General features: G+C 42.7%; 10 protein-coding genes. 7 read left to right on the top strand and 3 right to left on the bottom strand.

The annotated features are described in order from the left end of the window. The first annotated feature begins 83 nt into the window (after positions 1–83). The 7 genes from ABJF11_RS13165 to ABJF11_RS13135 all read left to right on the top strand — a co-directional run bounded on the left by ABJF11_RS13165 (position 84) and on the right by ABJF11_RS13135 (position 9,296). Positions 84–2,303 carry a polysaccharide lyase 6 family protein gene (locus ABJF11_RS13165; protein WP_348120336.1) on the top strand — a complete coding sequence of 740 codons (2,220 nt, stop codon included), beginning with the start codon at positions 84–86 and terminating at the stop codon, positions 2,301–2,303. Beyond that, entirely contained in the window at positions 2,300–4,579 is a 2,280-nt protein-coding gene (locus tag ABJF11_RS13160) for a heparinase II/III family protein (protein ID WP_348120335.1), read from the top strand. Before ABJF11_RS13165 ends, ABJF11_RS13160 begins: the two co-directional genes overlap by 4 nt. A 3-nt stretch (positions 4,580–4,582) precedes the next feature. Next, the gene (locus ABJF11_RS13155) at positions 4,583–4,957 is read left to right on the top strand and encodes a cupin domain-containing protein (protein ID WP_348120334.1); all 375 of its coding nucleotides are present in this window, start codon (positions 4,583–4,585) and stop codon (positions 4,955–4,957) included. A gap of 8 nt (positions 4,958–4,965) precedes the next feature. After that, a complete protein-coding gene (locus ABJF11_RS13150) occupies positions 4,966–6,234 on the top strand; it encodes an MFS transporter (RefSeq protein ID WP_348120333.1) in 1,269 nt (422 codons plus the stop codon). 366 nt (positions 6,235–6,600) lie between these two features. Then, the gene (locus tag ABJF11_RS13145) at positions 6,601–7,350 is read left to right on the top strand and encodes an SDR family oxidoreductase (protein ID WP_348120332.1); all 750 of its coding nucleotides are present in this window, start codon (positions 6,601–6,603) and stop codon (positions 7,348–7,350) included. Positions 7,351–7,354: 4 nt separating this feature from the next. Further along, positions 7,355–8,284, top strand: coding sequence for a polysaccharide lyase family 7 protein (locus ABJF11_RS13140; RefSeq protein WP_348120331.1), 930 nt, complete (start codon positions 7,355–7,357; stop codon positions 8,282–8,284). Between the two features lie 55 nt (positions 8,285–8,339). Continuing rightward, complete coding sequence (locus ABJF11_RS13135; RefSeq protein ID WP_348120330.1) at positions 8,340–9,296, top strand: polysaccharide lyase family 7 protein; 957 nt, start codon at positions 8,340–8,342, stop codon at positions 9,294–9,296. A gap of 7 nt (positions 9,297–9,303) precedes the next feature. On the opposite strand, the gene ABJF11_RS13130 is transcribed toward ABJF11_RS13135, so the two are convergent. The 3 genes from ABJF11_RS13130 to hppD all read right to left on the bottom strand — a co-directional run bounded on the left by ABJF11_RS13130 (position 9,304) and on the right by hppD (position 12,818). Then, entirely contained in the window at positions 9,304–10,203 is a 900-nt protein-coding gene (locus ABJF11_RS13130; protein ID WP_348120329.1) for a flavin reductase family protein, read from the bottom strand. 32 nt (positions 10,204–10,235) lie between these two features. Further along, positions 10,236–11,486 carry a fumarylacetoacetase gene (fahA, locus tag ABJF11_RS13125; RefSeq protein ID WP_348120328.1) on the bottom strand — a complete coding sequence of 417 codons (1,251 nt, stop codon included), beginning with the start codon at positions 11,484–11,486 and terminating at the stop codon, positions 10,236–10,238. 186 nt (positions 11,487–11,672) lie between these two features. Continuing rightward, positions 11,673–12,818, bottom strand: a complete 1,146-nt coding sequence (gene hppD, locus ABJF11_RS13120) for a 4-hydroxyphenylpyruvate dioxygenase (protein ID WP_348120327.1) — start codon at positions 12,816–12,818, stop codon at positions 11,673–11,675. Positions 12,819–12,822 lie beyond the last annotated feature (4 nt).

The raw sequence follows: 12,822 nt of genomic DNA, 5'->3' as shown, positions 1-12,822 counted from the left end.
TTAAGTTGAAAGAAAGAATGAATTACACAAATATACGGTTGAGGGTTAATCCAATAGTAATCTGCCTCATGCTATTACTTGGAATGATAAGCACCAAATGTGATTACAAAGCTAAAGCCGAGGATACTATCGGAAATGCAGCAGAGTTGAAGACCAAACTTGCTCTTGCTAATCCCGGCGATACCATAAAACTGGCTAACGGAGAATGGAAAAATGCAGAACTGGTCATTAAAGCACAAGGATCAAAAGAGGCTCCCATTGTAGTAATGGCGGAGACTTTTGGCGGAGTAAAACTGACAGGCAGTTCTAACCTGAAACTTGGGGGAGAGTATGTTGTAGTGAGTGGATTACATTTCACAGATGGATACACCCCAACAGCCGAAGTAATTTCTTTCAAAATTAAGAAGAATGATTTGGCTAATAATTGCAGAGTCACCCAAACCGTTATAAGCAATTATTCTAATCCGGAGAGACATGAAAGTGACTATTGGGTAGGCATGTATGGCAAAAACAATCGATTTGATCATAACGCACTCGTCGGCAAAGGCAACAAGGGAGTGACTATGGCTGTCAGATTAAACTCAGAAGAAAGTTTGGAGAATAGTCACCTGATCGACCACAATTATTTTGGCCCCCGAGAGAATTTAGGTGCCAACGGAGGCGAAACTTTGAGAATCGGTACCAGCCACTATTCACTTTCCTTTTCCAATACCCAAGTACTAAACAACTACTTCGATCGATGTGACGGAGAGCATGAAATCATCTCTAACAAATCCTGTGGAAACCTATTCAAAGGCAATGTATTTGAAGAATGTGTTGGAACATTGACCTTCAGACATGGCAATGAAAATACTGTCGAAAGCAATGCTTTCATCGGAAATGGCAAACCACACACCGGAGGAATCAGGGTCATCAATGAAAAACAAAAAGTATTGAACAATTATGGCTATGGCCTGACCGGACATAGATTCCGCGGAGCTTTGGTCGTAATGAATGGTGTGCCTAATTCACCTATCAACAGATACCACCCGGTCAAAGACTCAGAAATCAACAACAATACCTTCATAAACTGTGATTATGTGCAGCTATGTGCAGGTAGTGATGCAGAAAGAAGTGCGATTCCACAAACTACTTCCATCTCAAATAACATTTTCTGGAATGAATCCAAGAATGATGTATTCACAGCATACGATGATATTTCCGGGATTACATTTGACGGAAATATTCTAAGCTCCAATATCAAATCATTAGGAGATGGTTTTGAAGCCGTTGAATCCGAACTCGTGCAAAATGCAGGGATCTACAGCCTAAAGGATCAGTCCATTACAGCCGGAATAACTAAGGATTTTTCAGTGGTATCGAAAGACGCGGCAGGCCCATCTTGGTACGAAAAGCCTACAAATGGGAAGACCTTTGGGTATGGTAGAGCAATAGCCGTAGAGGCTGGAGCGGACCTTTTCAAAGTCATGGCGGATGCTCAAGCCGGTGATGTCTATACGCTGGCCGGCGGAGAGTACCTATTAGAAAAGAAAGTGCCTGTGTCAGTCCCTATTACAGTGCAATCAACAGAAGCAGCAATTATTAAGTTTGAAAAATCAAACCTGTTTGTCATTGAAAATGGTGGAGCGCTTCAATTGGACGGATTGACCATAGACGGGGCGGATTCTCCGGATTATGCCGGCAATGCAGTCATCTCCACGAGTAGATATTCTATGAATAGAAATTATAAACTATTCATCAATAATTGTGAATTCCGAGATCTGGATGTCAATCATTCATTCAATATCTTAAAAGTTTATAAAAACACCTTCGCTGATAGTATTATGATAGAAAACTCGATATTCAGTGACGTGAGCGGGACTATTCTCGAATTGAATCAGGAATCTGATGACATAGGAATCTATAATGCTGAGTTTGTAATTCTAGAAAATAATTCTTTCAAAAACATTGGCAAAGAGGTGGTAAATCTACATCGAGGCGGAAGCGACGAAAGCACGTTTGGCCCCTTGCTTTTCGTAGATCATTGCTCTTTTGAGCGGGTTGGATATGGACCTAAAAACAAAGGAGGAAAAGCATTTACACTACATGGCGTGCAAAAAACAATTATAAAAAATTCTGTTTTTGACGACATCAAAACATTCGACATCTATCACACAGTGGGAGAGCCAATTACCAAAATATCAGATTGTAGTATGGATCTATCCAAACTCGTGATCAGTGACAAGACAGCCAAGTTGTCAAATCTGAAACTGGCAAAAAATGCTAAAGGCAGTGATGGTAAAATAGTGGGATATAAACTATGAATAATAAACTTTACTATATCAGCATAAGTTTTGGTGTGGCAATGGCCTTGGCGCTTTTTTCATGTGTAGGAAAAGTAGCGTCCGCAGAGCAACAGCCTCTTTCTGATGTACACCCCAGCCTGGTTTTGACGCCGAATGGAGTAGAAGACATCAGAGCCCAGCTAGGTAAGGTGCCGTTGTTCGATCAAACATTAGATCTTGCCATTCAAGAAGTTGATACTGAAATTTCCAATGGCATAGAAGTGCCGGTACCAAAAGATCTGGCAGGAGGATATACGCACGAAAGGCACAAGTCCAACTTCTTTACAATGCAAAAAGCGGGTGTCCTATTTCAAATTACAGGAAAGGAAAAGTATGCGATTTATATTCGAGACATGCTGTTGGCATATGCCAAAATGTGGCCGACGATTGATAAACATCCAGCTCAGCGATCCTATGCACGTGGCAAGATCTTTTGGCAATGTCTGAATGACGCCAATTGGTTGGTCTATACCAGTCAGGGATATGATTGTATATATGATTGGTTGGATAAGGACACCAGAGAAAAGCTGAACAAGGAGTTATTTCGCCCCTATGCAGAGTACATTTCTATTGAGAACCCGCAGTTTTTTAATCGAATTCATAACCACAGCACTTGGGGCAATGCTGCCGTAGGTATGATCGGACTCGTCATGGGTGACCAGGAGCTAGTACAGTGGGCGCTCTACGGACTGGATATTAAAGTTCCAGGTGACGTGATCAAAGACAATGATGGAGGAGATATTCAGCTTGAAGGACAAAAGGAAGCAGGATTTCTCGCACAGATTGATCATTCATTTTCTCCTGATGGCTACTATACCGAGGGACCATATTATCAGCGATACGCCATCTATCCGTTCCTTATTTTTGCACAGTCATTGGCCAACATGAAACCAGAATTAGAAATTCTGAAATATAGAGACGAACTACTAATCAGGGCAATCACAGCCTTGATCAATCAAACCAATTCTGCAGGAGAATTTTTTCCAATCAGTGACTCACAAAAGGGGATGTCACTTGCCTCCAGAGAGCTGGTGAATGCAGTCAGTATGGCTTATCACTTTGGTGGAAATGATCCGGGATTGTTATCCATAGTGAAGGACCAGGGCCGAGTCCCGTTGAACGATTCCGGCCTTGCAGCCGCTAAAGGAATAGCCGACAATAAAACTGAGGAATTTGAATACATGAGCATGCAGCTTTCAGATGGAGCTGCGGGAGATGAGGGAGCTCTGGGAATAATACGGACTGATGATTTGACTTTGGTCATGAAATATGCCAAACACGGCATGGGGCATGGGCATTTCGATAGATTAAGCTTCTTGCTTTATGATGAAACCGGTGAAGTCATTCAGGATTACGGTTCTGCTCGCTGGGTAAACATCGAACATAAAGATGGAGGAGGATATCTCAAAGAAAACCACAGCTGGGCCAAAGAGACGGTGGCGCACAACACATTAGTGGTAGATAAAGATTCACATTTTGATGGGAATGTCAAGGAAGCAGATATGACCGCCGGCACACCATATTACTTCATGGCCGACGATACAGTGCAGATTGTAAGCGCCAAAGAACTGAAAGCCTATGATGGTATCCAAATGCAAAGAACAATGGCAGTGTTGACCATTGAAGAACTAGAAAAGCCACTCGTACTAGACCTGTTTTCGGTCCGGGCACCTGCAGGAACCAGGTATGATTTACCATTGTATTACCAAGGTGAATTCATGTCGTCAAATCAGAAATTTGAAACGAACAATGACCTAACCCCGATGGGTAGAGAATCAGGCTATCAACACCTGTGGGCAGAAGCGCAAACAGACCTTCAGGGTGATGTGTACCGAATGACCTGGTTCAATAAGAAGAGGTTTTATACTGTTTCCTCTATTGTCAAAAAAGGTGATGAAATGATTTTGACTCGAATTGGGGCCAATGATCCCAATTTCAACCTTCGTCGTGATCCCGGACTGATACATCGTAGAACTGGTGGCAATACCCTTTTTGCAAGTATTTACGAAATACATGGAAGCTATGACTACGCCTCAGAACGCCCGTTGAACTCATTCACATCCATTAAGGATATAAAAGTTTTGCATCAATCTGCAGCATATGTTGTAGTACAGTTTGAGGTAAAAACAGGTGAGAAGTATCAGTTTGCATTTTCCCTATCGGATGATAGCAAGGCAGCTGACCATGCTGTTGAAACGACCACGGGAAAGCTGCAATGGAAGGGGATTTATGACTTGAATAAAAATATTAACTAGGCAATGGAAAGAAAAAGTGAAAAGTACATTTTGACTGAGCAAATGGAGTGGGAAGAACTCGGAGGAGGTGTTTCTCGAAAAATGCTTGGCTATGACAACCAGATCATGATGGTGCTTGTGAAATTTGAAAAAGGAGGCTTAGGAGCTCCTCATAGTCATTTTCATACACAGGCCACCTATTGTACAGAAGGAAAATTTGAGTTTGAAATCGACGGTGTAAAGCAAGTAATAACTGCAGGAGATGGGGTCTATATAGAGCCTAACCTCTTGCACAGCGCTGTATGCCTGGAAGAAGGAGTGTTGATAGACACGTTTAGTCCGGTGAGAGAAGATTTTCTGAGTGGTGGAGGCGTATCGTATTTTGGAGATAAAGACTAAATGCAAAGATGATGAAAATAAAAGGACTTAGATGGTGGATAGTAGGGCTGGTTTGCCTGGCTACAGTGATCAATTATATTGATCGATCCGCGCTGGCGATTATGTGGCCGGATATTTCAAAAGATTTAGGAATGACTAAGTCTGATTATGCAATCATTTTAAATGTATTTCTCGTCGCCTATGCGGTAGGTCAGTCTTTATCAGGCAAAATGTTTGATAAAATTGGAACAAGGCTCGGATTTGTCGTTTCGATTACCGTTTGGGGGTTGGCTACAGCCATTCATGCTTTTGCCAGAGGAGTATTGACCTTTAGTTTTTTCAGAGTCCTATTGGGTTTAGGCGAGGCAGGAAACTGGCCAGGAGCCGTCAAGAGCAATGCAGAATGGTTTCCAGTGAAAGAGAGAGCATTTGCTCAAGGGATATTCAACTCCGGGGCCGCATTGGGTTCTATTGTAGCCCCTCCGCTGATCGCTATTGTTTGGGTGATGATCGGTTGGAAAATGACATTTGTCCTACTTGGATTATTAGGTCTAATCTGGATCATACCCTGGTGGATGATGAATAAAAACGTTCCCGCAAAACATCCTTGGATTACTGATGAAGAGAAAGAACACATATTGTCCGGACTCAGTGAGACAAGCGCCGCAGACAACAAGCCAGGTCTGAGCATGACTGAGATCCTATCCAAACGTGAGTCGTGGGCAGTATTGGTATCAAGATTTTTTGTGGAGCCCATATGGTGGCTATTTGTTGGCTGGATGCCAATCTACCTGGCCGATGTGTACGGATTCAATGTAAAGGAAATCGGATTTTTTGCCTGGGTACCTTATGTAGGAGCCGCTTTGGGTAGTCTGTCTGGTGGATACTTTTCCGGACAACTGCTGATCAGAGGATCCTCAGTAGATCAAGCTAGAAAAAAGACAATACTGATAGGCTGTGTGATCATGTTCTTAGGTCTGGTCGCGACGATTCTTGCCGGAGACACGGCACTCAAATTTGTAGCCATTGTTGCATTTGTGCTATACGGCTTTCAGTTTGTGATCAGCAACATTCAGACTATTCCGAGTGATTTGTTTAGTGGCAAATCTGTAGGCTCACTAGCTGGACTGGGGGGGACTGTTGGGATCTTTTCTGTGATCATTATGAACTTTCTGGTGCCGGTTATTACCGAAAGGTATTCCTATACACCGATCTTCATAATGATTGCACTATTTGTACCTATGTGCATATTATCTATCTACTTTTTTGCCAAGGAAATTAAACCTGTGGATGAGTAGATTAAAAATATTAAAGAGAACAGTGGCCTTGGAAGAAGGCTGCTAAATGTATTGGTGGAATTATTCGTTTGTTCTGAATGCTGATTGAGGCTTAGGCCAATAAGTTTCAAAATGTTTACAGAAGAAATGATTATTCTTTTTGGTTTTCAACCAATGGTTGGAAGCATATGTGTTTGAGTTTCACTACTTGATTTGGTGATACCGAATCAAAAAGCCAAAGGATCTATTTAGATGCCGATCCTTTAGGCTGGTGAAACTTAAGAAAGATAGGCGTCCTACTTGTGTGTGACAATGATCCATTTTCCTGGAAGGGGAAAAGGGACTTAGGTCAATAAATTATTATAACTGGAATTTAAAATTAATATCATGATGAAAGATAAAGTAGCTGTTGTAACTGGTGGTGCTAGAGATATTGGGAAAGCTGTGTCTAAAAAATTAGCTTCAGAAGGAGCTAAGGTTGTCATCAATTACTTCGATAACAAAGATCAGGCAGTAGAAACACTGACCGAGATCAAAGCTGAAGGAGGAGAAGCAATTCTTGTTCAGGGTGATATGACCAAGCAGGCAGATATCGATAAGCTGGTGCACGAGGCTAGAGAGGCTTACGGAGACGAAATTCACTGTTTGGTGAATATAGCAGGAGGCCTGGTAGGCCGAAAGACAATCGAAGAAATGGACGAAGACTTCTTCAATTTTGTGCTAAGATTAAATCTTACAAGTACATTTTTAGTCACTAAAGCCATCGTACCTTATATGCCGAATGGATCTTCTATTGTCAACTTTGCCTCTCAAGCAGGAAGAGACGGTGGTGGACCTGGAGCTGTAGCCTATTCGACTGCAAAAGGAGCTGTAATGACATTTACCAGAGGCCTGGCTAAAGAACTAGGGCCTAAAAATATTCGAGTAAATGCTTTGTGTCCCGGAATGATTTCTACCACTTTTCACGACACCTTCACCAAAGATGAAGTTCGTAAAAATGTAGCAGCAGGGACACCTTTAAGAAGAGAGGGAGAAGCCGGTGAAGTAGCTAATCTGGTGGCCTGTTTGGCCTCCGCAGAGACCTCATTTGTGACAGGTACCAATATTGATATCAATGGGGGTCTATTTTTCTCATAAGTCAATGCGCAACAAACCAATAGGAAATCACTCAGGGCATATTGCCCTGAGCGTTACTTGTATGTTGATTTGGCTTCTTGCATGCCAGATCGTAGTAGCGCAGTCAAACAATGATTACCTGCTGCCTAACATTGATCTTTCGCATTGGAAGGTGACCCTACCGATTGGTCAGGGCAAACCAGTGGAAGTAGAACCACCGGAAATCTTGGATTACGCTTCAATTCAGGAATTAAAGCCTTTCATGTACAATGATTCTACCGATGCAAGTTTGGTATTTTACACCTACCCTGGTGCCGTGACCGGAAACACGAAGTACTCCCGGACCGAACTGCGTGAGCAAATGACTCCCGGGAGCAATAAGGTGAACTGGACCTTCGAACAAGGGGCAAGAATGAAAGGCACTTTAGCGGTTGCAGAAATTTCTAAAACTTCTAAAGGCAAATTTGATCGCACAATAGTGATGCAAATTCATGGTCGGTTGACCAATGAACAAAAGGAATCTATTGGTCAAAATGATAATAATGCGCCTCCTGTTTTGAAAATATACTGGCATAATGGATATATACGTGTCAAGACCAAAGAACTCAAAGATATCAACGGTATAGGTAAGGATCTTTTACCTAAAGAAGCCTGGGAAGATGATAAGGGATATAATTTTCCCGAATACGTTGGGAACAAACCATTCACGCTGGAGGTTATAGTAACCAAAGGGAGATTGGAAGTAATTCTTAATGAAAAAACGTCGAAGGTATATCAAGGCATTCACATGCGAAAGTGGGGAGTATTCGAGAATTATTTTAAGGCAGGTAATTATTTGCAAACCAAAAACCCTAATGGCTTTGCAAAGGTGAAATACTATGCCTTGGAAATTTCACACAGCGATATTACTATACCAGAAAAAAGAAAGAAAAAAAAGAGAAAAGCTAATGAGTAGACTTAATATAGTCTATGAAATTTTGAAGCCAGAGTGAAAGAAAAAAAGATTGAAGATGATAAGAATTGAGAGGATGAAGTACTTTATTTATGTAGCATTTTTTATGCTTATGACTATGGGTGTTGGATGTGGAGGAGATGACTTGGAGGATGATCCGATAAAAGAGGAGGAACAAGTCGATGAAGAGGAAGAAATGGAAGAAGAGGAGGAGGAAGAGGAAGAAGAGGAATCGGAATTAGTGGAAGGTGTGGATTATTTCTTGCCAAATATCGATTTGAGTAATTGGAAAGTGACCCTGCCAATAGGAAATCCTACAGAAGTGAAGCCTCCGGAGATTTTGGACTATGCGACAAACGAGACGCTGCTGCCCTTTATGTACAATGACTCTACTGACGGCAGTTTAGTGTTTTATACCTACCCAGGTGCCACCACCGCCAATACTAGCTATTCGCGTACAGAGCTACGGGAGCAAATGGTGCCAGGTAGCAACGATACCAACTGGACCTTTGCCGAAGGCGCTTACATGAAAGGTACATTGGCCTTAGAAGAAATCACCAAGGAATCTGACGGTGATTATCACCGAACGATCATTATGCAAATCCATGGCCGATTGACCAACGATCAGCGGGATCTGATCGGAGAAGATGACAATAATGCACCTCCTATTCTGAAGATTTATTGGAACGATGGATATGTACGTGTCCATCTCAAGTATCTAAAAGATTTGGATGCTACCGACACAGAAGCGTTGGAAACTGATGCCTGGGGTGATGTAGGTGGTGTCAACTTTGACGAAAAGGTAGACTTCGACAAATTCACACTTGAGGTGGAGGTCTCTGAGGGCAAAATGGAAATCACGCTTAATGACGATCAAACCATGGTCTACGATGACATTCACATAGAAAGATGGGGGATATTCGAAAACTACTTTAAAGCAGGCAACTATCTAACTACCCTTGATGAGGGTGCTTTTGCGAAGGTTAAATATTATGAATTAGAGGTTTCGCACTAGGCAATAATTACAAGTACTCTCCTTGTAATATCACCTGCCAGGCCTCATGGGTTTGGCCTGCGTCTAGATACTTCTGTGCATGCAAATGCAGTTCTTTTTCCAGCTCCACATCGTCATCAGCAAAACTCTGGAGGATAGCGCTTACTTCTGGCTCCTTAGCCATAATCGCTACTTCCTCTTTGGTAGGGAGCTGTTCGACATTCGCCAGTCGGCCGAGATTGTTGCCGGTCAAGACTTCGCTATTGCGAACATGCTTAGGTAGCTGATCAAATCCTATACCCATGGTTGTCAAAGGCTTAGGTATTTCAAACATGCTTTTGCTATCTGCTTTTGTGTACCAATTTCCACCCATTCTCGCCACTAGCTCCAACCGTGTCGGGTCGAGTTTATTATCATCCGTGAGCAGCTCTTCTTTGACATGGGCCATCACCACCTCACAAATAACCAGATTTCCGGCACCTCCCTGGTCGCCCATAGGTTTTACTTCCAGCACTTTGCACTCAAACGATACAGGTGATTCTTTCACCCGCGGCGGTCTGATTTTTTCTGAGGCCACTTCCGTAAAACCAGCTTTTACAAACTCATTCACACCGTCTCCATATTCTGTACTAGCAAGCGACATTTGCTCCACGATAGGATAATCCACAATGTTGATTACTACCTCAGGTACCTTCAACATGTTTTCCAGCGTATGCTTAGTGGAATTGTCACGTACCCTTCTCGCAGGTGAGAAAATGAGAATCGGAGGATTGGCGCTAAAGGCGTTGAAAAAACTAAACGGGCTTAAGTTCACATGGCCCTTTTCATCAATCGTACTGGCAAATGCAATGGGTCTGGGGGCAACTGCACCCAATAGGATAGAATGAAAATGAGCTGTAGATACGGATTTTGGATCAATGGAAGCCATTAGGGATTATAATTTAATAATTTAACGTGATCTTATTTGGCAGGAAGAACTTTTGCTCTGACCTCACCGAAGCCAATTCTAACTCCATTTTTTTTGCTAAACCCTTTCATCACCACGGTATCTCCATCCTGAATAAATTTCCGTTCTGTCCCATCAGGCATTTGAACCGGTTTGGTTCCTTGCCATGCGATTTCCAGCATGGATCCGTACTGATGCGGCTCGGGTCCACTGATTGTACCAGAAGCCATCATATCTCCAGCCTTTACGTTGCAGCCATTTACGGTATGGTGGGCAAGCTGCTGAACCATGTTCCAATACATGTATTTGAAATTTGATTCACTCACCGTTTTGCTCTCACCAGTGGCCGTCTCAATAGACACTTCAAGTTCGATATCATAATGATGCTCACCCTGATACTCCAGATAGGGAAGTACCTTCGGGTCCTGAACAGGCCCTGATGTTTTAAATGGCTCCAAGGCCTCTAAAGTCACAATCCATGGAGAGAGATGCGAAGCGAAATTCTTAGCTAAAAACGGCCCTAGAGGAACGTATTCCCATTTTTGTAAATCTCTGGCAGACCAATCGTTGAATACGCACAAGCCGAAAATATGATCAGAGGCGTTGGCCGTATTGATCGAGTCACCCAGTTCGGTGCCCTTACCGACGATAAAACCCATTTCCAGTTCGAAGTCTAGCAGTTTAGATGGCCCAAAAACGGGAGGTTCTTCGGCATTCGGTTTTTGTTGCCCTTTAGGTCGATGAAAATCTGTACCCGAGACCACAATAGACGAAGAACGTCCGTGATAGCCTACAGGAATATGTTTCCAATTGGGCATCAAGGCGTTGTCTGGATCTCTAAACATACACCCCACATTGAACGCATGCTGCTCGCTAGAATAGAAATCAGTATAGTCTCCGATTTGCACGGGCAGGCTCAATTCAATTGTTTTGACACCCTTCATGATTTTGTTGCGATGAACCGTATTCTCTCGCAACCCCATGTTAGAGCTATCTTCAAAAATATCCTGAATCCTTTCTCGTACCTTGTTGGTAATCGGTTTTCCCAAAGCAATAAAATCGTTAAGAAACTGCTGTTCGAAAATACCATCTGGCAGAGCAAGCCCCTTGAAGTATCCTTCCTTCTGTAGGATTGCAAGGTTGATGGCATAATCACCAATTCTAGAGGCCGCGTACCAGCCTTTGCCACTAGTTACTATTCCAAACGGTATGTTCTGAATAGGAAAGTCAGATTCAGCAGTTACCGCAATCCAGGATTTTTTCATCTACTTGTATTTTTTAATTTTTGGGTAATTTTTATTTAGAATCAAAGGTAATATTAGGATTGGCTTTTGCCTATAATTTGGCAGCCTATTCAAATCACTTTATTATTTCCGTAAGGGAGAAATTTTATCAGCGAAAAGCCGAATATAGATCTCTCCTTCATCGAAATGGCAAGCCAATCTCAAACCTTATAGCGTTCCTCTCACTTCCTGTTCTCTTTCAATCGCTTCAAAGAGTGCCTTGAAATTGCCTTTTCCAAACGACTGAGCTCCTTTTCTTTGAATAATTTCGAAAAACATCGTAGGTCTTGGCTCAACTGGCTTAGTGAATATTTGTAGCAAATAGCCTTCGTCATCCCTATCGATCAGGATGCCAAGCTCTTTTAAGGGCTCTAAGTCTTCGTCGATCTCACCCACGCGATCGAGTACCGTCTCGTAGTAGGTAGCAGGCACTCTGAGAAACTCTACACCTCTTTCGTGCATAGCAGTGACAGTCTCTATGATGTTGTCAGTGGCCACAGCGATATGCTGAACTCCGGCAGTACCATAGAAATCCAGGTATTCTTCTACTTGCGATTTTTTCTTGCCCTCTGCTGGCTCATTGATTGGGAATTTTATTCTCCCGTTTCCATTGCTCATCACCTTACTCATCAGAGCGGTATAGTCAGTCGAGATGTCCTTGTCATCAAAAGAGATCAGCTGGGTAAAACCCATGACCTTGGCATAAAAATCTACCCAGGTGTTCATTTCTCCCCATCCGACATTGCCCACCATGTGGTCGACGAATTTCAACCCGATTGGCTCAGGATTATATGTGGTTTCCCATTTTATAAATCCAGGCATAAATACACCAGTGTAGTTTTTTCTTTCTACAAACAGGTGAATGGTCTCACCATAAGTGTGAATGCCCGAGATTTTTACCTCGCCATGCTCGTCAGTTTTGGTTTCGGGCTCCATATAAGGCTTCGCTCCCCGTTTTACAGTCTCATTGAATGAGTACTCCGCGTCATCTACCCAGAGTGCCACCATTTTTACCCCATCACCTCGCTCATCGATATGCTTACCTACAGGTGTGCCTGGTTTCAGTGGAGAAGTGAGCACAAGTCTAATTTTATCCTGTACTAGTACATAAGATTCATAGTCCTTGTTGCCCGTTTCCAATCCGGAATAAGCCAAAGATTGGAATCCAAAGGCTGTTTTGTAGTAGTGCGCTGCCTGCTTGGCGTTGCTTACATATAATTCCAGATGGTCCGTACCATTCAAGGGGAGAAAGTCTTCTGCGTCAGCAAAAATTTTCTCAAGCCCAAAGTTTGTATTTTCAAGTCCTGTTGCCATAGTG

The organism is Reichenbachiella sp. (assembly GCF_039941815.1).
Classification (GTDB): domain Bacteria; phylum Bacteroidota; class Bacteroidia; order Cytophagales; family Cyclobacteriaceae; genus Reichenbachiella.
The sequence above is the reverse complement of the archived record's forward strand: the minus strand, read 5'-3'. Positions and strand labels throughout refer to the sequence as shown.